General features: G+C 35.6%; 19 protein-coding genes. All 19 read right to left on the reverse strand.

The features are described 5' to 3' along the window. Positions 1–280 precede the first annotated feature (280 nt). The 19 genes from recA to AC0L8O_RS12410 all read right to left on the reverse strand — a co-directional run bounded on the left by recA (position 281) and on the right by AC0L8O_RS12410 (position 22,374). A complete protein-coding gene (gene recA, locus AC0L8O_RS12320) occupies positions 281–1,321 on the reverse strand; it encodes a recombinase RecA (protein WP_026559277.1) in 1,041 nt (346 codons plus the stop codon). Between the two features lie 298 nt (positions 1,322–1,619). Next, a complete protein-coding gene (locus AC0L8O_RS12325) occupies positions 1,620–2,867 on the reverse strand; it encodes a competence/damage-inducible protein A (RefSeq protein WP_473448317.1) in 1,248 nt (415 codons plus the stop codon). 28 nt (positions 2,868–2,895) lie between these two features. Then, on the reverse strand, positions 2,896–3,474 hold the full coding sequence (pgsA, locus tag AC0L8O_RS12330; protein WP_026559279.1) for a CDP-diacylglycerol--glycerol-3-phosphate 3-phosphatidyltransferase: 579 nt from the start codon (positions 3,472–3,474) through the stop codon (positions 2,896–2,898). A 138-nt stretch (positions 3,475–3,612) separates the two neighbouring features. Further along, positions 3,613–4,494 (reverse strand): helix-turn-helix domain-containing protein, encoded by an 882-nt coding sequence (locus AC0L8O_RS12335; protein ID WP_473448319.1) that lies wholly within the window; start codon positions 4,492–4,494, stop codon positions 3,613–3,615. Positions 4,495–4,510: 16 nt separating this feature from the next. Then, the gene (locus AC0L8O_RS12340) at positions 4,511–5,302 is read right to left on the reverse strand and encodes a DUF3388 domain-containing protein (protein WP_078434285.1); all 792 of its coding nucleotides are present in this window, start codon (positions 5,300–5,302) and stop codon (positions 4,511–4,513) included. Positions 5,303–5,410: 108 nt separating this feature from the next. Then, on the reverse strand, positions 5,411–5,668 hold the full coding sequence (locus AC0L8O_RS12345; RefSeq protein ID WP_026559282.1) for a DUF3243 domain-containing protein: 258 nt from the start codon (positions 5,666–5,668) through the stop codon (positions 5,411–5,413). Between the two features lie 69 nt (positions 5,669–5,737). Then, positions 5,738–6,448 (reverse strand): elongation factor P 5-aminopentanone reductase, encoded by a 711-nt coding sequence (gene ymfI, locus AC0L8O_RS12350; protein WP_473448321.1) that lies wholly within the window; start codon positions 6,446–6,448, stop codon positions 5,738–5,740. 95 nt (positions 6,449–6,543) lie between these two features. After that, positions 6,544–7,830, reverse strand: coding sequence for an EF-P 5-aminopentanol modification-associated protein YfmH (yfmH, locus tag AC0L8O_RS12355; RefSeq protein WP_473448322.1), 1,287 nt, complete (start codon positions 7,828–7,830; stop codon positions 6,544–6,546). Continuing rightward, complete coding sequence (yfmF, locus tag AC0L8O_RS12360) at positions 7,827–9,104, reverse strand: EF-P 5-aminopentanol modification-associated protein YfmF (protein ID WP_473448324.1); 1,278 nt, start codon at positions 9,102–9,104, stop codon at positions 7,827–7,829. The genes yfmH and yfmF overlap by 4 nt, the downstream gene beginning before the upstream one ends. 159 nt (positions 9,105–9,263) lie before the next feature. Further along, the gene (locus AC0L8O_RS12365) at positions 9,264–10,496 is read right to left on the reverse strand and encodes an MFS transporter (RefSeq protein ID WP_473448326.1); all 1,233 of its coding nucleotides are present in this window, start codon (positions 10,494–10,496) and stop codon (positions 9,264–9,266) included. A gap of 148 nt (positions 10,497–10,644) precedes the next feature. Beyond that, positions 10,645–11,598 carry an ABC transporter permease gene (locus tag AC0L8O_RS12370; protein WP_473448856.1) on the reverse strand — a complete coding sequence of 318 codons (954 nt, stop codon included), beginning with the start codon at positions 11,596–11,598 and terminating at the stop codon, positions 10,645–10,647. 6 nt (positions 11,599–11,604) lie between these two features. Continuing rightward, positions 11,605–12,651, reverse strand: a complete 1,047-nt coding sequence (locus AC0L8O_RS12375) for an ABC transporter permease (RefSeq protein ID WP_473448328.1) — start codon at positions 12,649–12,651, stop codon at positions 11,605–11,607. A gap of 2 nt (positions 12,652–12,653) precedes the next feature. Beyond that, on the reverse strand, positions 12,654–14,177 hold the full coding sequence (locus tag AC0L8O_RS12380) for an ABC transporter ATP-binding protein (protein ID WP_473448329.1): 1,524 nt from the start codon (positions 14,175–14,177) through the stop codon (positions 12,654–12,656). 298 nt (positions 14,178–14,475) lie between these two features. After that, a complete protein-coding gene (locus AC0L8O_RS12385) occupies positions 14,476–15,552 on the reverse strand; it encodes a BMP family lipoprotein (RefSeq protein ID WP_026559290.1) in 1,077 nt (358 codons plus the stop codon). Between the two features lie 214 nt (positions 15,553–15,766). Beyond that, the gene (locus tag AC0L8O_RS12390) at positions 15,767–16,492 is read right to left on the reverse strand and encodes a GntR family transcriptional regulator (protein WP_078434295.1); all 726 of its coding nucleotides are present in this window, start codon (positions 16,490–16,492) and stop codon (positions 15,767–15,769) included. Between the two features lie 394 nt (positions 16,493–16,886). Continuing rightward, positions 16,887–19,265, reverse strand: a complete 2,379-nt coding sequence (locus AC0L8O_RS12395; protein WP_473448332.1) for a DNA translocase FtsK — start codon at positions 19,263–19,265, stop codon at positions 16,887–16,889. A gap of 143 nt (positions 19,266–19,408) precedes the next feature. Beyond that, complete coding sequence (locus tag AC0L8O_RS12400; protein ID WP_078434297.1) at positions 19,409–19,633, reverse strand: YlzJ-like family protein; 225 nt, start codon at positions 19,631–19,633, stop codon at positions 19,409–19,411. Continuing rightward, entirely contained in the window at positions 19,630–20,364 is a 735-nt protein-coding gene (locus AC0L8O_RS12405) for a ClpP family protease (protein ID WP_473448334.1), read from the reverse strand. Before AC0L8O_RS12405 ends, AC0L8O_RS12400 begins: the two co-directional genes overlap by 4 nt. Positions 20,365–20,706: 342 nt before the next feature. Then, positions 20,707–22,374, reverse strand: coding sequence for a ribonuclease J (locus AC0L8O_RS12410; protein ID WP_473448857.1), 1,668 nt, complete (start codon positions 22,372–22,374; stop codon positions 20,707–20,709). Positions 22,375–22,479 lie beyond the last annotated feature (105 nt).

The raw sequence follows: 22,479 nt of genomic DNA on the forward strand, positions 1-22,479 counted from the left end.
GATTCTACAAAAATGTAAAATATACATCTCAATTGTAAATCTGTGAAATTTTATTGTCAAGCCCGGTAACATAATGTTTACAGGCATTTTGAGAGCCACCTTATTATAAATAGTCGCTCCAAACCTAAAAACAAGGTTGATTTTTGTAGAAATATGTCACAATATATAATACCCTTAAAATGAATAATGTATAAGATTACCTTTTTATGATTCAGAAAGACTTCGTTTTTTATTTATTTTTGCATAATAAAAAAGGGCATAAAAGCCCTTTTATTAATCATTATTCTCCTAATAAATCCATTTCTTCCTGACTTTCGTCTGGGGCAGTAACTTCTTCATCCAGACCATAATGTTGACGAATCTTTTCTTGAATTTCTAAGCGAAGTGCAGGATTTTCCTTCAGGAATTGTTTTGCATTTTCTCGGCCTTGACCTAAGCGCTCTTCATTATATGAATACCAAGATCCACTCTTTTGAACGATATCAACTTCTGAACCAAGATCAATAATTTCTCCTTCTTTTGAAATCCCTTCTCCGTACATGATATCAACTTCAGCCACTTTAAATGGAGGTGCAACCTTATTCTTTACGACTTTAATTTTTGTTTTGTTCCCAACCATTTCATTACCCTGTTTAAGTGTTTCAGCACGACGAACTTCTAAACGAACAGAAGAATAGAATTTTAGTGCTCGACCACCAGGAGTTGTCTCAGGGTTACCAAACATAACGCCTACTTTTTCACGAATTTGGTTAATGAAGATAGCAATTGTTTTTGATTTATTAATTGCACCTGATAGCTTACGTAATGCTTGTGACATTAATCGAGCTTGCAGTCCAACGTGAGAATCACCCATCTCACCCTCAATTTCAGCTTTTGGAACTAATGCTGCTACTGAGTCAATAACAAGAATATCAACGGCACCACTACGAACAAGTGCCTCAGCAATCTCTAGTGCTTGCTCACCTGTATCAGGCTGTGAAAGCAATAATTCATCAATATTAACACCTAATTTTTGGGCATAGACAGGATCTAAGGCATGCTCAGCATCAATAAATGCTGCTTGACCACCTTGTTGTTGAACTTCTGCAATTGCATGTAGAGCAACCGTTGTTTTACCAGAACTCTCTGGTCCATATATTTCTATGATTCTACCTCGAGGATAACCACCAATCCCTAACGCTGCATCAAGAGCTAAAGAACCACTTGGAGCAGTTGATACCTTACGATCTGTTTGCTCTCCTAATTTCATGATAGAACCTTTACCGAATTGTTTCTCTATTTGTTTTAACGCCATATCTAAGGCGGCTTGACGATCGCTCACAAAATTTCCTCCTTAAAATCAATCTATAATAAATATAACGCTTTTTCATTCGTTTGCCAAGCAAAAAGTCGAACATTCATTCGATTTTTTTTAGGTAATAAAATATAAAAATATCATTTTCCGCTAATAGAAAACGTTAAAATAAGTACCAGCTTATCAAACAAAATTCAATTTTAACTATTTTTATATTGTTTTTGTAAAAGCTCATTTGTCTTCCTGTCTCTCAAGCAATTACATTTCAATAAAAAAAGTCTGTTAAGCTTCGCTATATAGGCTTTGCATAACAGACTTCATTATATCATTCTATTTCATTTAATAGTTTGACCAAATAGTGACATCCATACTTTGCCGTTCTTGTACGGATTCCTTTTCTTGAACCGGCTAAGTTTAAAGCATAAACGTTCGTTTGATCCTTGTCAGCTATACCAATAAACACTGTTCCAACTGGTTGTCCTTCATGTGGTTCAGGCCCGGCAGCACCTGTAAAGCTAATCCCAATGTCACTATTAAGTAGTTTACGAACCTGTTCAGCCATTTCTTTTGCACATTGTTCACTTACAGCTCCGTATGCAGCAAGAGTTTCTTCTCGCATATGTAACATATGTTTTTTGACTTCATTTGTATACGAGATAATACTTCCATTGAAAACTTGAGAGGCACCATCCAATGAAGTGACAAGCTCTGAAAACATACCGCCAGTTAAACTCTCTGCTGCAGCAATTGTTTTTTTCTTTTTAATTAGTTGTGCCTTAACCTCATTTATAAGAGTTGTTTCATTATAACCATAGAAAAAGTCACCTACACGGGCATTAATCTTTCTTTCTACTTCATCTAGTAATTTTTGAGCCATTTTTTCATCTGTGTGCTTTGCCGTTAGTCTAAGAGTGACTTCACCATCTGCTGCTAAGGGAGCGACAGTTGGATTTGTTTGTCCATCAATAAGATCCTGTATATCTGTTTCAAGTTGAGATTCACCAATACCGAAATATCGTAACACACGTGAAACGATTTTATCCTGAATCCCTAGTTGGTTTTGAAAGTATTCTCTTCCATAATTTTTGAACATGGGTCTCATTTCACTTGGTGGACCAGGTAATAGCATATAAATCGTTTGGTCGGCTTCCAAAGCCATTCCAGGTGCCATACCATAATCATTTTTTAATATTGTTGAACCCTCAATAACAAGTGCCTGCTTTTTATTATTTTCTGACATCGTCCGTTTAGTCCGGGCAAAGTAATCCTCAATACTCTCTAAAGCATCGTGATCAAAGACTAGAGTTTTACCTAATGATTTAGAAATCGTTTCCTTTGTTAAATCATCTTTGGTTGGGCCAAGCCCACCTGTAAAGATAATGATATTAGAACGTTCTTTTGCAATCTTTATTGCTGACTCAAGCCGTGCAGGGTTGTCTCCCACAACAGTATGGTAATAAACATTTAAACCAATCTCAGCAAGTTCCTTTGATAAAAATTGAGCATTGGTATTGGCTATTTGACCTAATAACAATTCTGATCCAACAGCAATAATCTCAGTACGTATATCCATTACTTATCCCCCTTTTTTCATATTAGTATTATTTAGAATTAACAAATGCTTGTTTATTTTTCATAAAATAATCCCAACCTGAGATGACAGTGAAAAATGTTGCCACCCATAGTGCAATTGTTGCAAATGGGATGTTCATTAATTCAAATGGTAGATTATGCAATAATAATGCAGAGATTGCAATGATCTGAGTCCATGTTTTTATTTTCCCTAACATGTTTGCAGCAACAACTTCACCTTCTCCAGCTAACACCAAACGCAATCCAGTAACAGCAAATTCACGGCTAATGATCAGAATAACCATCCAAGATGGAGCAAGTCCAAGTTCAACTAAGATAATAAGTGCCGCTGATACTAATAATTTATCTGCCAATGGATCCAAAAATTTCCCCAGATTTGTAACTTGATTAAGCTTTCTTGCATAATAACCATCAATCCAGTCAGTTGTTGAGGCTATGATAAAGATTATAGCTCCAACAAAATGGGTGACTAAAATCGTTTCAGTGCCAAAAGTAAGCTCTCCCCAGTTAAACGGAACCAACATGATCACCATAAAAACTGGTATAAGTAAAATTCTTGAAATCGTAATCTTATTCGGTAAATTCATTTATTTTTCCTCCGTAATCTTTTTAACAAATGATGATAACTAAAATGGGACGACTCTTAAAAAGGGGATAATCCTTATCCTAACATCTCAGCAAATTGTTAGGATAAGGACCGAGCCCCCCTTCAATTGAGTCTGTCCCTATTCTTTCTTATAAATTATGGTTATATTTTGAGGTGTTTTCTTTGTATCCTCATATTGTACAAGTTCACCATTGATCTTCAAATCGGTTCCGGGAACATTCCCCACACGAACTGTAATCTCGGATTCAGCGGTAAAATCATTTACTTGAGATTTACCTTGTGCTATTTCAGCCCCAAAGAATGTCTTACCTTTACCATTTTTTATGCCAACCCATGTACGGTCTTTTGCAATTACCTCAAGCTCAAACTTTTCAGATCCTGTTAATTCATACGTTGTTGTTGAACCTTCTACACCTTTTACTGTTAAAGTCTGAGATGCTGTTTCCGGCTCATTAGTTTCAGCTTCTTCTTGAGCAGCCTCCTCATTTTCCTGTGCAGGAGTCTCTTCTTCGTTTTGTTCTTCATTTGTTGCTGAATTTTCTATTTTTTCAAACTCAACATCGCTTGTTTGATTTTCTGACTGATCATTTGCTGTTTTATCTTGAGCAGCATCTTGTCTCCACAACCAGAGGAGAATGGCCACAATAATAACAACTGCTACTACTGCCAATTTTGGAAGTATCTCTATAAATTTTGAAGCTGATTTAGGTAACTCTTTATGTGTTTTCACTCTTGATAATTGCTCAGGAACATCTTCTTTGTATGTACTTGGTACTTCATTTTTGTATTCTTCAAAAAGCATTTCAGGATCCAGGTCAACAGCCTCAGCATATTGCTTCATAAATGCTCGGGCATAAAATTTTCCGGGCATCATTGAATAGTTGCCCTCTTCTAAACCAATTAAATACCTTTTTTGAATTTTGGTGATCTCCTGGAGATCATCCAAGCTCATATTCTTCTCTTCTCTTGCTTGTTTGAGTCGATTACCTAGTTCACTCAACCGTAACACCCCATAACTAAAAGTCAAATCCTGAGAGTCCTGATGTGTCAAACATCATCGGTGGATTTTCTACATCTTTATATGTAATTTCTTCATCAGGTTCATTCCGGATTTCTATTATGTAATCAAAATCATCAATTGTATACTCTGTATTTTGGACGAAAATATCAGGATGTTCAACAACTTTCGTTGCAGAAAGCCTCATAATTTCTCTTACCAATTGAAAATGTTTTTCTGACCCTCTTCTTGTTGATACGATCCCATCAATAATAAAGACATTATCTTCACTATATTCATCCGCTATTAATTGACTTCGAATTGTTTGTTTTAACAATGTCGAAGAAACAAATAACCATTTCTTGTTAGCACATACACTTGACGCAACAATGGATTCAGTTTTTCCTACCCTTGGCATTCCACGGATTCCAATTAATTTGTGTCCATCCTGTTTATAGAGTTCTGCCATAAAATCAACTAATAACCCAAGTTCGTCCCGGACGAAACGAAATGTTTTCTTGTCATCCGCATCTCTTTGGATATACCTTCCATGCCTTACTGCCAATCTGTCACGCAGCTTTGGTACTCGGAGCTTTGTAACTGTTATATTATCCATTGTATTTAAAATTGATTCAAGTCTACGTACTTGATCATTGCTCTCACACTTAAGCAATAGGCCGCGTCTGGAATCATCTACCCCATTAATCGTAATAATATTTATTGACAGCATTCCCAATAACGAAGATACATCACCTAATAGTCCGGGCCGATTTTTTTGGATCTCGTATTCTAAATACCATTCAAATGGCAAAGAAAGCCCCCCTTATAATAACCACTACCAACTATAATAAATGATTTTACTAAAAGAAGAAAGTATGAAGACAATGAAATCAATGAAAAAGAGAGGATCTCTCCTCTCTTAATGTGAACCGTTATTTTGAACAAGCTTAACCATCATATTTGCAATGGCATGCTGCTCTTGCTCAGATGCTACACTCCATAAATCTGCGAGTACTTTTTCTTGTGGGTTTTTAGCTTCTACTTGCTTTGCTAAATAATCCCCAATCTCGAATGCTAGGTTGGATACTACTTGTTCGTTCATACCCTCATTTTGAGCATGGTTTAAACGATCACCTAAAAAATCTTTCCATTCATTCCAATTTTCTAAGACAGACATAGGAGTTCCTCCTTTTTAATTGATACAAATTTATTGTTCCTAGAGGAGGTTCATTTTATTCATCATTTTTTAGATCCATCCACCATTAACTGAAATAACCTGACCTGTAATATAAGAAGCCTTTTCAGAGGCTAAAAATGACACTGTATTCGCAATTTCAACTGGTTGCCCAAGTCTCCCCAGTGGAATTTCTTCTGATAAGTTCCTAATATCTTCCTCGGTAAAATGAGATAACATTTTGGTAGCAATAGCTCCAGGCGCCACTGCATTGACTCTTATTTGACTGGGTGCAAGTTCTTTGGCCAGTGCCTTTACATAAGCATTTTGACCACCTTTAACCATTGAATATAAGACCTCGCAAGAGGCTCCAGTAATTCCCCAAATAGATGATATGACAATGATGTTGCCGGATTTTTTCCTTATCATAGAAGGAATGAGTTGCTGTACCAATTTAAAAGGGCTTGTTATATGTAATTGGACCATATTATCGATATCATCGTCATGTAAATCGGTAACTAATCCGTATAAGCTTATTCCGCTGTTTAGCACGAGTACTTCAATTGGCATTCGGATTTGCTCTAGCAAAGCTTCAACACCTGCTTTTATTGTCAAATCGGCTTGGACAGGAATAATGTTATTAGAGTATGTTTTCAATTCTTCTATCGCTTGAACATTTTGGTTGTAATGTACATAAATCATGTAGCCATCTTCAATGAGCTTTTTTACAATGGCGGTTCCTATTCCGCCACTTGCTCCAGTCACTAATGCATATTTATCCATAAATACTCCTTAATTATAAAGAAATAATCTCTCATTATACTATCATATCCCATTCAAAAAAGGCCTGACAATGGCAGACCTCAGTGAAATAATATTTATTTAGGGACAACCTGACATACTGAAAAGAGTGACTCTTCTACAGATTCATTCAGGGTATTCGTCATATCTTCTTTAGAGAGTGATTCCAGTGTTGGTACGACATCAAATAGATTCATTTCATTAAATGCATAGCGGGTAAACTGATTGGCGATATATTCAGGAGAGTTAATTGCTCTTAAAAAAGCACCAATTTTTTTCTTTTTCGTCGCTTCAAAAGTTGAGAAGTCAACACCATGATTTTTTGCTTTAAATAATATATCCTTAATTCTTTCCGCTAAACGGTCAGGATCCACAGTATCACCGCCAATCATTGCAAATCCAAACCCACTTTCTTCTGTATAATCATAACTAAACGTGTCATCAATTAGACCTTCTTTATATAGCTCTTCATGGTTTGTTGAGCTTTTACTAAACAGCATATCAAGAAGAACATTCATGGAAAGCTCATATTTTAATAATTCCGCACCAGTTCTGTTTGGCTTTTTGGCTTTTAAACCTACTAAGCACTTTGAACTTTGTACGTTCATTTTTAATATTTCTTTTTCTTTAAATACATTTTCTTGTTCAGTAGGAAATTCTCTTTTTATTTCAGATTGTGCTGTAAAATCCTTTTTTTGTTGATTCTCTCGGACTTGCTGTAAAATTTTATCAGCATCAACAGCTCCGACAACAAATAACAGCATGTTACTTGGATGATAAAAAGTATTGTAACACTCATAAAGAGAATCTTTTGTAATTTTTGCGATCGAATCGATTGTCCCGGCAATATCAATTCGAACAGGATGTTGATGAAAAAGATTTTGAATGAGCCCAAAGTATAAACGCCAATCAGGGTTATCATCGTACATATTAATCTCCTGCCCGATAATCCCCTTTTCTTTTTCTACCGTTTTTTCAGAAAAGTAAGGTTCTTGAACAAAGTCAATCAATGTTTCCAAGTTTCTTTCCACTTGACTGGTACTCGAAAATAGATATGCTGTCCGAGTAAACGATGTAAACGCATTTGCTGATGCACCTTGTTTACTAAATTGTTGAAAGACATCTCCATCTTCTTTTTCAAATAGCTTATGCTCTAGAAAGTGTGCAATTCCATCAGGAACTTGAATCATTTCATCTTTGTTTATTGGAACAAAAGTATTATCAATTGATCCGTATTTCGTCGTAAACGTAGCATATGTCTTATTAAAGCCTTTTTTAGGCAGTACATATACATCTAATCCATTGTCCATTTTTTCATAGTAAAGAGATTCCTGTAATTGCTCAAAATGAATAGGTTTTGTCATGCGGTTCCCCCCATTCCTTTTAAGAAGTAGATTGTATCGAGTTCCACTTTCTTCGCAACTTCTACAACCTCTTCCATCGTTACGTTTTCAATACCTTCTAAATATTCATCAAAAGAGCGGTTTATAGAGGCAATGACATTATGATAAACAATTTCAACTAATCCGTACGGTGTATCCACCGTTTCTAACAGTTGATTTCGAATTACCGCTTTCGTTTGTTCAAATTCTTGATCTGTAAATTCTCCATTTTTCATAGCTGCCATTTGTTCTTTAATAATAGTGACGGCTTTTTCATAATTTTGAAACTCAATTCCTGACATCACCATTAGCAGGCCTTTATGGCTCTCTACTCTTGATGCTGCATAATATGCCAAGCTTGCTTTTTCACGAACATTGATAAAAAGTTTTGAGTGGGAGAAACCACCAAAAATGCCATTAAATACTTGAAGTGCATAATAGTCATCGTCTCGGTAGGTACTGTTTGTTCGATACCCGATATTTAGCTTACCTTGTTTTACATCTTGCTCTTCAATGACTTCATTTTCTACCACATCATTCTTTTCTGTTGAATGAACAATATTCTGTGGTGTATTCTTTATTGAAAAATAATTTTCAACATATTTTTCTACCTCTTGGCGATCAATATCACCAACAATATATAGATCTATTTTGTTATGCAATAACGTGTTTTTATAATAATCGAAGAGCGATTGAGCTGATATTTCATCAATGTCTTTTAATTCTCCGTTAACATGCAATGCATAAGGTTCGTTTTTGCACATTTCTTGAACAAGTCTAAGATTGGAATATCTCATTTTGTCATCATATACAGACTGAATTCTTTGCTTTAATGTTCTTTTTTCTTGTGTAACATATTCCTCTAAAAAAATCCCACCATCCGTAACCGGATTTAATAAAATGTCTGCGAGTAGCTTTAAAGATTTTTCTAAAAGTGGTGCTGAATCAGATAAAAACTTTTCATTTGCCACTTCCATTCGAAAGGAAATAATATGTTGTTCGCCTTTTTTTGACAAATCCACATTTAGTGTTGCACCATAAAGTTCATCTAAGTGCTGTCTTAAACGAGTACTTGTGGGGAAGTTTTGCGTACCTCTTTGAAGAACATACGGTAATAACGCTCTATATGTAACATCTTTTTCATCTAGTGGTGCTAATAACTTTAAAACAATTGTATTCGTCTTAAATTTGGATGTGGTTACAGAGTGTAGCGAAATCCCATGAATATCTGTAAGTTGTTCATCAATATAAGACATTAAGACCCTCCTTTTTCGAATTCATTGTTAGTAATTATATCAATACGAGGATAATAAAGGAAATAATACACATTTACTTATATCTTTACTCTAAATAATCATCCATATACCTCTTGGATGAAAGTGCAAGACAGTTCTAATTTTAGAACTGTCTTTGGTTTATGCAAGTTTTGGAAGTTGATTTGGATCTTTTTCAAAGTCCTTATCTGGCTTTATAAAGAGCATCACAACCATGACAGCGATGACACTTGTGCCTGCAGATATATAATAAACAAGATGTTCACTAACGGACATCAGATAAGAAAATACCGGTGGTCCCGCTGCAACACCAATAAACCGCATTGAACTGTAAATAGAAGTAATTGTACCTCGTTGCTCTTTCTCAATTCCTTCCGTTATTAATGCATCTAGGCTTGGTAATGTAATCCCAATTCCTACCCCAGTTAGAACTAAAAAAGAAATTAAAAAGATTAATGAATGTTGCACTCTTAAAGCAATAAATGAAAATGTCACTAAACACATACCGATAATAATGACACTTTTCATTAAATGTCTGTCTTGACCAATTTTCTTACCTGAAAAATATGAACTAATAGATAGGGCTAATAATGGTATGGCTAAAACTAACCCTTTTTTAACCCCATCTATTGCATATTGTTTTTCAAGCATATCTGAAAGGAAAAACAATATACCAAATAAAACAAACATAATGGTACAGCCAACTGCAAAAATGGCAAATAACCATTTACCATCCTGTTTAAAGATCCCTTTTACACAATGAGCAAATTCTTTAAAGCTTTGTTTTTCTTCATCTTCCTGTTTTGGTACTTTTACTAAGAAAAATACAAGCAGCACACTGATTAAACTGAAAAATGGAATAAACCAAAAAGGCAAAAACCATACAAATGCAGCTAGAACTGCACCTATTATCGGGCTTAAAACTTTTCCAGCTGTATTTGCTGTTTCAGTTAATCCAAGACCTGCACTTATTTGTTCATCATCTTCAAACATGTCACCTATTAATGGCATAACAACAGGTGCTGCACCTGCAGAGCCAATACCTTGTAATACACGTCCTAATAGGATCATGATATATGGATCATCCATCTTCCATGAAGCCCATCCAGAAACTGCTCCACCTACCCCCGCTATGATTAAACAAGGAACCATCACAACTTTCCTACCAAACCGGTCTGATAGATATCCTGCAATTGGGATTAATAATATGGCCACAATCGAATATACCGTAATAATTAAAGATACCTGAAAAGCACTAATCCCTAATTTTTTGGAGATCTGAGGTAAAACAGGAATTAACATAGAGTTTCCTAACGTCATGACAAGAGGAACAGAAGATAATGCAAGTAAATCCAGCTTCTTTCGTGCTTCCATATCGCCTTCACCTGTCTACTTTTTATTTTGTTAACAAGTTCATTTTGCGTTAAATGAAGCTAACATATACTGGAATTAAGTTACATCTACCTTTTCGATTCTTTTCAAAGACAAAAAACTCTCTCCAACAATCGGAGAGAGCAAAATTTTATCTTTTTCCTTTTTCATATGGTGTTCCAAGAGCTTTTGGTGAATCAGCACGTCCGATAAATCCTGTTAGTGCCAGAATGGTTAACACATAAGGAAGTATTAATAAATATACGGACGGAATATCCTTTAAAAACGGAATGGTTCCTCCAATAATACTTAATCCTTGTGCAAGACCAAAGAATAATGCTGCTCCCATTGCACCAAGTGGGTGCCATTTTCCAAAGATAACAGCTGCAAGTGCCATAAATCCTTGACCACTTATTGTTGCATGACTAAAATCTCTAGAGATGATTGTGGCATACACTGCACCGCCAATACCTGCGAAGGCACCACTTAATAAAACACCTATATATCTCATTCTTGTTACATTGATCCCCATAGTATCAGCTGCCATTGGATGTTCACCTACAGATCGTAAACGAAGGCCAAATGGTGTTTTATAGATCACATACCACACGATAATAGCTAAGATAATAGCCAAATATGATGTGATATATCCTCCGGAGAAGAAAATCTTACCTATGACTGGTATATCGCTTAATAATGGAACATCCATCTTATTAAAACTAGTTGAAATTCGATCTGTTTGACCTTTTTCATAGATATTTTTTACGAGAAAAAGGGATAATCCTAAGGCTAAAAAGTTAATCGCAACACCACTAACTACTTGATCTGCCTTAAATGTTATTGAAGCTACTGCATGAAGCAGGGAAAAAAGAGCAGCTGCCACCATTGCAGCCAAAATGGCAAACCATGGCGTTGCTTTACCCAATATATCATCAAACTGTAAATTAAACACAATACCAACAAATGCCCCAATAATCATTAATCCTTCAAGACCAATGTTAACAACACCGGACCGCTCACTAAATACACCACCAAGTGCGGTAAAAATAAGTGGAGCTGCTACAAATAAAGCTGTTGGGATAATAATTTCTAATGCTTGCAATATGCTCACTTATTTCCCCTCCTTTTTAAAACGAAGTAATATCCAACGGATAAAATAGCTTGATGCTACAAAGAAGATAATAAGTGCGATAATAATCTCAACAAGCTCATTAGGTACTCCAGCTTCTGATGGCATATTGAGAGCACCAACTTTTAAGCCGCCAAATAATGCCGCAGAGAATAAAATACCAATGGCGGCATTCCCTCCGATTAGCGCTACTGCAATTCCATCAAACCCGATTCCAGTAAACCCGCTTTTTACAGACACATACTCAAAGGTTCCTAAACCTTCCATAGCACCGGCTACACCTGCAAAAGCACCAGAGATGACCATTGAAAGGATGATGTTTCGATTAACATTCATACCAGCGTAATGTGCGGCATCATGGTTAAATCCTACAGCTCGCAACTCAAAGCCTTTTGTTGTTTTTTCTAGAAGAAACCACATAATAAATGCAGCAATTAATGCGATAAATATTCCGTTGTGCATTCGGGAGTAATCTGTAATATTTTCAAAAAATTCTGAACGTAATGATGCAGACGGGTAAATCTTTTCTGATGTATCACTATTGTCAGTTAAAACATTTCTAATTAAATAATTTGTTACATGCAAAGCAATATAGTTCATCATAATCGTTACAATAACTTCATGAACTTTGAATCGTGCCTTTAAAAGACCCGGTACAAACCCCCAAAGTGCCCCAGCTAAAGCAGCAACAATGATTGCTAGTGGAAGATGGATAAAAGTTGGCAATTCAAAAGCTACTCCAACCCAAACTGCTGCAAACCACCCCACTATTACCTGCCCCTCAACACCTATATTAAATAGGCCTGTTCTGTAAGCAAATGCAACAGCTAACCCTGTTAAAATATATGGTGTTAATTGTCTGACTGTCTCACCTAGGTAGTATGAATCACCGAACATTCCATACCAAAGAGCATTATAGCCGGCTATTGGATTATACCCGCTCACCAACATAATAATTGCACCACATAGAATACCCAAAATAACAGCGATAACAGGAATTAACAAATTCATATACCGATTTAAGTTCATAATTAATTACCTTCTTTCTGACGTTTACTACCCGCCATAAGGAGTCCTAGTTCTTGCTCAGTTGTTTGTTTAGGGTCAACGATGTCTACAATTTTCCCTTCATAAATAACTGCAATTCGATCACTAACATTTATAATCTCATCTAGCTCAAATGAAATTAACAAAACAGCTTTGCCGTTATCGCGTTGTTCAATAAGACGACTATGAATAAATTCAATTGCTCCAACATCAAGACCACGAGTAGGCTGTGCTGCAATTAACAAATCCGGGTTGCGGTCAACTTCCCGGCCAATAATCGCTTTTTGCTGATTACCACCAGAAAGTGCTCTAGCGAGTGTAGATGTACTTGGTGTTCTCACATCAAATTCTTTAATAAGGTTTTTTGCTTTATCATAGATTGTTTTAAAATTCAGTACACCAATTTTGGAAAATGGTTGTTTATAGTATGTTTGTAAGACCATATTCTCTCCGATTGGGAAATCAAGAACTAAACCATGTTTATGACGATCTTGAGGAATATGACCAACACCTGTTTCTGTAATTTTTCTAGGATGCTTATTTGTTATATCTTTATTATTTAATTTAATAGTACCAGAAGCTACTTTTCTTAATCCTGTAATTGCTTCAATCAGTTCAGATTGACCATTTCCGTCCACACCAGCAATACCAACGATTTCCCCTGAACGCACTGATAAAGTTAAAGAATTTACCATAGGCACTTGACGATTATCTTTTACTATTAAATCAGTGATCGTTAATACATCATCTTTGGGTTTGGCTGTTGTTTTATCTGTTTTGAATGAAACTTCCCGGCCTACCATTAATGATGCTAACTCGTTAGGATTTGTGTTCGCCACATCAACTGTTCCAATTCCTTCACCTTTACGTATAACGGTTACACGATCACATACTTCCATTATCTCTTTAAGCTTATGAGTAATTAAAATGATCGATTTACCTTCTTTAATAAGTGTTTTCAAAATTTGAATTAATTCTTTAATTTCCTGAGGAGTAAGAACAGCAGTCGGTTCATCAAAAATTAAAATTTCTGCCCCTCGATATAAGGTTTTTAAAATTTCAACACGTTGTTGCATACCTACGGAAATATCTGAAACTTTAGCTGTTGGGTCTACAGCAAGACCATACCGCTCAGATATTTCTTTCACTTGTTTTTCTGCATCCTTTATACTGACGGAAAAACCTTTTTTTGGTTCATTTCCTAATATAATGTTCTCTGTAACTGTAAAGGTATTAACAAGCATAAAATGTTGATGAACCATTCCAATCCCTAAATCATTTGCAATATTAGGATTTGTAATGTTCACTTTCTTTCCATTAACTCGAATTTCCCCTTTTTCAGGTTGATATAGACCAAAAAGAACATTCATTAATGTTGATTTTCCAGCTCCATTTTCACCTAAAAGAGCATGAATTTCGCCTTTTTTTACTTGTAATGTAATATTGTCATTTGCTACTATGCCAGGAAATTCCTTACGAATATTCAGCATTTCTATTACATAATTCAAATTTGTTCACTCCTTTTCCTGAACAACATTAAGGTAGGTATAAAAATTTTTCATTTTGTTCACTCTCAAGCATTGTTTCGCAAAAAAGTATACTGGTATGAAAATCACCAAATGTAAATCCACTAAGTTATTTGTTTTACGTTCATTGAATTCAAATAGTTAGAAGATTTAAATTTATTGATTTTCAGGAATAAAAGCTGACTTTTACTATGCTTCTTACCCTCTATCTATAAGCTTGTAAATGAGCCAATGGATTGAGGATTCTGAACATTTGAGTAAGTCAGCCCTTATCTATTAATTATTTTGTTGGTACTTCGATTTCGCCATTAACAATTTTTTCTTCGTATTCTTTAACTTTTGCTTTTACTTCTTCTGATAAGTGTTCATCACTTGGAGAGATACCGATCGCTTCTTCTTCGATACCGTATTCAATCACTTCTCCGCCTGGGAATTCACCAGCTTTTGCTTTTTCAGAAAGGTCTTGAACAGCAACATCTACTCGTTTAACCATTGAAGTTAATGTGATGTTAAATTCCTCACCATCTTTTGTCTTACCATTTCCTTCTTCATGTTGATCTTTGTCAACACCAATTACCCATAATTCACGGTCGGGGTCTTGAACTTTTAAGTCAATCGCTTCAGAGAATACACCATTACCAGTTCCACCGGCCGCATGATAGATAATATCAGCACCAGATCCGTACATGCTTGATGCAATTGCCTTTCCTTTATCAGCTGCATCAAAAGCACCTGCATATTGTACATCCACAGTTGCATCAGGGTTTACAGCTTTAACGCCTTCAACGAAGCCAACTTCGAACTTTTTAATTAAATCCCCTTCAACACCGCCAACAAATCCAACTTTATTTGTTTTTGTTGTTAATCCTGCTACTACACCAACCAGGTATGAACCTTGGTGCTCTTTAAATGTAATGCTAGCTACATTTGGTTTTTCTACAACACTATCAACAATTGCAAAGTGTGTATCTTTTTGTTGTTCTGCAATCTCTTCAACTGCAGGCTGCAACAAGTATCCAATTCCGTATATCAAATCAAAATTCTTACGTGCCAGTGTATTTAAGTTTGTTACATAATCTGCATCACTTTGGGATTGGGAATAGTCATAACCGTCTGTTCCCTTTTCAAGACCGTTTTCCTCACCGAATGCTTGTAATCCTTCCCAAGCTGATTGGTTGAATGATTTATCATCAACTCCACCAACATCTGTTACCATTGCTACTGTAAACTGATCATCAGCTGCTTCTTTGCCGCCTTCTGAGCCAGCACCTTCATCTTTATTTCCTCCACCACATCCTGCTAGCAGAGTACCAGCTGCTAAAAATAAGGATAAAGCTAGTCCATGTCTCTTTTTCATTTTAAAACCCCCAAAAAAAATATAGTATAAGTATTAAACTAAACAAAAAGTTACAGTCTATACGAGCAAATCACCTCCTTACAATATAGACCATGCACATTCGTTATTTTAAACAACCTTTAGGTTTAAAGCACGAAACAGTGGAGATTTGCTTACAAACTTTATGAACGAATCTATTCTTTTTTAGAAAACTGCTTTTTCTATCTATTCTGACCTATAAACGCTTTCTTACAACATGAAAACTAAAGTGATCCGCTCTAAAATAGTTTAATGAGTAAAGAACAGGTTGATCTTTGTCATCATAGTGCATCTGTTTTAACAAGAGCAACGATGTTTCAGGATCACATTCTAAAATGGGAGAAATTTTTTCATGATATCCGATTGGTTCAATATGAGTAACAGCATAACTTATATATATATTAGCGTTATCCTCAAGTAATTTAAATAAAGATTCCTGTTCATGGTCAAATGTATCAGGCAATACAGATGTAGGTATTTTGTCCAGGCAGTAAACAACAGGTTCGCTGTTTGCTGTTCGAACTCTTTCAAGTAAAAAGATTTCTTCATCTCTTTTACACTTGAATTTTTTAATTTCATCTTCTGTTGCCCCTGTAATAGAGGATGAAAGAAAAACAGTACCTGGCTTTAAGGTTGCTTGTTCAATCATTGCTGTCACACTATTTAGCTGTTCAATACCTGATGTGAATTTTGGTTTGGAATTCACGAAAGTACCAACGCCGTGTCGCCTAATGATAACGTTTTCTTCTTCAAGTGTTCGTAAAGCTTCCCTTAATGTGGCTCTACTAACGCCTAAGCTCTTGGAAAGCTCAAATTCGGATGGAAGTTTTTCTTTTTCTCTATATGTACCATTCTCAATATCTTCTTTTATTTTATCAATCACTTGTAAATACAAATGTCGATTGTCAGACTTTATGGTCATTGATCTATCCCCCATTTTACCCACTATGTATAAGAGATCAGACATCTGATGTTATACCTTACTCTAATCGAAAATACTATATCATGTTTTCCCCTAGAAATAAATAGAAACAATGAAAATTGTCGAAATAATTAATGTTGTCAATAAATATTATATAGTTTCTTCCATAGTAATATTTTCATACAGATACTGATACTTTGTCTTCATCCTACTTATCGTACTCTTATTGTCGTAAAATGTCGATAAAGAAATTAGAAAAACAAAACATTTGTCAAGAATAAGCGGAAGTCAACCGTTTTTCTTATACCTAGATCCATTCATTTAGTTAAACTTTCTTATCGTAAAAAAACTAAACATAGAAGGTGTATTTCACCATTTATGTTTAGTTCTTATTTCAAGATGTTAATTCTTCATGTTTTTCTTTAGAAAGTAGAACTTCGCGTGGTTTAGATCCTTCATATGGTCCAACAACTCCCCGCTCCTCCATTGCATCTATCAACCTTGCTGCCCGCGTATATCCGATGCGAAAACGTCTCTGGAGCATAGATACTGATGCCGTTTGCATATCAACGACAAGCTGTACAGCATCTTCATATAAGTCATCCTCAACTTCAGTTTTAGACTCAGTTACTTCAGTTGGAATCATTTCTTCTTGATACTGAGCCTTTTGTTGAGCAATAACAAAATTCACTGTTTGCTCAACTTCTTCGTCAGATAAAAATGCACCTTGGACACGAACCGGCTTTGATGCACCAACAGGAAGGAAAAGCATATCACCTCGTCCTAGTAGCTTTTCAGCTCCTCCCATGTCTAATATAGTTCGTGAGTCTGTTTGTGAAGAAACACTGAATGCAATACGTGAAGGTATATTTGCTTTAATAACTCCTGTAATGACATCAACAGACGGACGTTGGGTCGCAATAATGAGATGAATACCCGCCGCACGAGCCATTTGTGATAGCCTTGTAATGGAATCTTCAACATCTGACGAAGCAACCATCATTAAATCTGCTAGCTCATCAACAATCACTACAATGTAAGGAAGTTCCGGTTGTTTAGCTTCTTCTTCCAGATTATTTCTCCTGATAATCTCATTATAACCTTCAATGTTTCTTGTTCCTGTATGTGAAAAAAGCTCATATCTTCTTTCCATTTCGTTTACGACTTTTTTAAGGGCCTGTGATGCTTTTTTAGGATCTGTCACAACAGGAGCTAATAAATGAGGCACCCCGTTATATACATTTAATTCTACCATTTTCGGATCAATCATCATTAATTTGACTTCATGTGGTTTTGCTCTCATTAAAACGCTGGTAATAATTCCATTAATACAAACACTCTTACCGCTACCTGTAGAACCTGCTACAAGTAAGTGAGGCATCTTATTTAGTTCAGCTAAAACCGCATCACCTGATATGTCTCTACCTAAACCAATTAAAAGTTTTGCATCCGGGCGGTCATTTGCTTTTGATTCTAATACCTCTCTAAGGGAAACCATTGCAATTTCAGAATTAGGAACTTCTATCCCAACTGCTGACTTCCCCGGAATTGGCGCTTCAATACGAATATCTTTCGCCGCAAGAGCCAATGCCAAATCATCACTTAAGTTAACGATTTTGCTCACTTTGACACCTACATCAGGATATACTTCATACTTTGTCACAGCAGGACCTAAGTGGACCTGTGTTACCTTTGCTTTAACTCCAAAACTTTGAAATGTTTTTTCTAGCTTTCTTGCATTTTCGTAGATATTTTTCTTATCTGCTTGTTGCGAATTATGCTTTGGTGCTTTTAATAAGTCTAATGGTGGAAGTTTGTAATCCTTATTCTCCACTTCAACAAAAGCCATTGCTTGGATCACCTCATGCTCTAGGCTTATCCCATCTATTAATTGTTCCTGATCACTTTTCGATTTATTAGACACTGGCTCATGTTCTTTTGGAGGACTATTTGTTGAATTTTCCATTGTATGTATAATCATTTCTTGATGATTTTCACTATCAGAAAAACTTGAGATTATTGGCTTGAGTTCTTCCTTATTCTCCAACAATACTTCGTCATCTTCCGTTTCTTCAAGTTGCCTTTGCCGTTTTCTTTCTTTTTGTTTTGTGCGCTTCTGTTTGATCGCTCCTGGAATACTCTTCATATCATCCAAAAAACCAAAGATCTGATTTTTCATAAACATTCCAATTGGTCTGAGAATTTTTGCAACTGTTACCTGTAAAGACCTTCCAGTAATAAGGATCATACCAATTACGATTAAGACGACCGAGATGATTCTCGAGCCAGCTTCTGCAAATAAGTAATAAGAAGAGGCAAATAAAATGGCACCAAGCATTCCTCCACCTAAGTCAACATTACTTGCTTCACCCTTGACGTCCATCCAAAATAGTTCTAGTGTATTTGAAATAACACTCGGGGAAGCAAACGTACCATTATGTGACAGCATTTTAAATAATGTGACATGACTTAATAGCAATAACGACGCTGTAACACAATAAATTCCGACCATCTGCCTTGTAAATAACCTTGGAATTTCCCTTTTCCAAATTAAAAACAAGGAAAATAAGACGATCCCAATCAAAAATAGCATGTACCATTCACCGCTGAAGAAGCGAAATAAGTGCACAAATGTAGAACCAACAAACCCCAGTTTTGATATTGAGATGAGAGAGATCGCCAAAATAATTAAACCTGTCAATTCAAACTTTAGTGTTCTTTTCCAATCATCCTTTGACTTTCTTTGTCTTCTTTTTCTCTTAGCCATTTCCATCACCTGTTATTTAATAATCTTTTTTATCAATTTAGCCAAAGGCTTTTACTATTTTATTTAATATGATCTACAATGAAAAGAAGAAAGCAGCCGTATCTGGCTGCCTCTTTGAAATAAGTTTCTTTTATTATACCACATACCTTTTAATTGATCGAAAACGACATTGTAATTTTTTGACCCGGACATAATTGAGAGTCAAGATAATGTTGTGGATCACTGCTCATTAAGCGAATTATTTCATATTGGGAGTTATCCGTTTGTTGAACGAGTAGTTGAACACCATTTAATTCAATGATTGATTGCTTTTCAAAGTCAGTTCCAACAGAAGGGAACATTAGTTCTTCTGGCATCATTGTATAGTATATCATTGTAACACCTGATCTTCATTATTTTTTTCAAGCATACTGTTGAGTTTTTGAATTGCTTGACCTACGCCGCCGACCTCATCAATTAACCCGTATTCAACAGCATCTCTTCCCACAACATTCGTTCCGATATCTCTTGTTAAATTCCCTTTTGATAACATTAACTCTTTAAATTTTTCTTCACTAATGCCTGAATGGCTCGTTACAAAATTAATGACACGTTCTTGCATCTTGTCTAAATATTCAAAAGTTTGTGGAACACCAATTACTAAACCAGTTAATCTGACTGGGTGAATGGTCATTGTTGCTGTTTCCGCAATAAAAGAATGATCACAAGAAACAGCTATTGGGACCCCAATTGAATGTCCTCCTCCTAAAACAATTGATACTGAAGGTTTCGATAAAGATGCAAGCATTTCTGCAATCGCAAGTCCTGCTTCCACATCTCCTCCAACAGTATTTAAGATGACAAGCAACCCTTCAATATTTGAGTTTTGTTCGATTGCAACGATTTGAGGAATAACATGCTCATATTTTGTTGTTTTATTTTGAGGGGGCAATTGAATATGTCCTTCAATTTGTCCCACAATCGTTAAACAATGAATTTTTGAATCATTTCCCATTTGAGGGACATTGGTTTGACCAAGCTGTTGAATTTTTTCTACAATCGAACTTTCTTTATTTTCCTGTTTCTCAGCATCCTCATTTTTTATGTAATGGTCATGATTTGCCATGTTATCCATCCTTTCTTTTTCATTCTGTTTGTAGTATTTACAACCTTGTAGTTTTCATACAGAAGGAAATAAGGATGAATCTGATACATCACAGTTTTATTCCTATCGTTTTAAAGAAAAAAAGCATTGAAAAATCAATGCTTTTTTTACATTTCATCCCCCTTAACGGGCAGTAAAATCCCACTTCAATATCCGATAGAAACAAAAAAGATAAAGGGGGATAAAGAATGTATAGATCAGACGTCCGAGTCAGGCGAAGCCACAGGACGTGGCGTTATGCGTGATAAGTCTTCACGAGCCATTAAAAGGGATGAGGAACCCCCCTCTAATGAAAGTCATCTTTTATATTTCCATTATTATTGGTAAAATCATTGGACGCCTTTTTGTCTTTTCATATAAAAATTGATTAAGTGCTTCTCTAATGTTTAATTTTAGCTGTGACCATTCAATTGAATGTTCCTGCATGCTTCGTTCAACGATAGTCGAAACTACATTTGTTGCATTTGTAATTAGTTCTTCTGATTCTCTTACATATACAAATCCTCTTGTTATTATTTCCGGACCGGAAATAATTTGTTTTCTTTGTTTATCCAATGTTACAACAACAATTAAAATGCCATCCTGAGATAATAATCGGCGATCACGAAGAACAATATTACCTACATCCCCAATTCCTAAACCATCGATTAATACATTTCCTGATGGAACTTTTCCGCCTGTGTACACATGGTCACCTTTAAACTCAACGACATCACCTTTCTCAACCAGAAAGATATTTTGAGCATCAACACCAACTTGTTTGGCTAATTTCTCATGTGATTTTTGCATTTTATATTCCCCATGCACAGGGATAAAATATGTTGGCTTTGTTAAGTTCAGCATCATTTTAAGTTCTTCTTGGTGTCCGTGCCCTGACATATGTATTTGTTTTTGACCAAAGACAACATTTGCACCAGCTCTGCTTAATATATCAATTGTTTTTGAGAAAACAATTTCTTGTCCTGGAATTGGAGTAGCAGCTATTAACACTGTATCCCCAACTTTTACATTTACTTGTTTATGAGCCTGCTTGGCCATACGTGAAAGAACAGCAAGCGGGTCACCGTGATTGCTTGTCGTTAAAATCGCAATTTCCTTTTCAGAATGCTTGTTAATATCATTTACTGATATAAACACATCTTCTTCAACAGAGATATACCCCAGATTAATAGCTAAGTTAAGAATATTCCTCATATTTTTCCCAACAACAGCCAATTTTCTATTATTTTTAATTGCAGCATTAATTACTTGTTGAATACGATATAAATTAGAAGCAAATACAGCAACAAAAACCCTGCCTTCAGCATTATACATAACATCTGAAATTTCTCCGCCAACAATGGCCTCTGAACCAGAATAGCCCGGCTTTTCCGCATTTACACTATCAGATAATAAACAAAGTACACCATTTTCACCGAGACTTGCAATTTTTCCAATATCCATCTGGCTATTTCCAACCGGTGTTTGATCGAATTTAAAATCGCCTGTATGAACGATTGAACCCATTGTTGTTGAAAAACTAATTCCCACAGAATCTGGTATACTATGATTTGTTCTGAAGAAGGAAACGGTGGTACTATCAAAAGATAATACGGTTTCATTATCAATCTCTTTAACTAGAACCGTCTGTCGCATTTTATTTTCTTTAAGTTTTTCGCCTACTAAAGCAAGTGTAAGCTTTGTCCCATAAATAGGAACTCTAATGTTATTTAATAAATAATAGATGCCACCTATACTCTCGTCATGACCATGTGTTAAAAAGATCCCCTTTACTCGATCTTCATTTTCCTTTAAATATGTTATATCCGGAATTACCATATCAATTCCTAACATTCCATCCTCAGGATACATAAGACCGGCATCCACCACAAAAATGTCAGAATTAATTTCAACAACAAACATATTTTTTCCGACTTCTCCCACACCGCCTAAAGCGATTAACTTTATATTCTCTGTCTTTTCCATGAAAATCCTCCCTACTGAAGTACCCGTTCAACGTCACTTAGAAATATTATAACTGAAGAAAGAATTGGAATACAAGGAAATTTTAGTCCTATAATATGCTTTGCTACCTCA

The sequence above is a fragment of the Metabacillus sp. KJ11-3 genome (assembly GCF_055808295.1).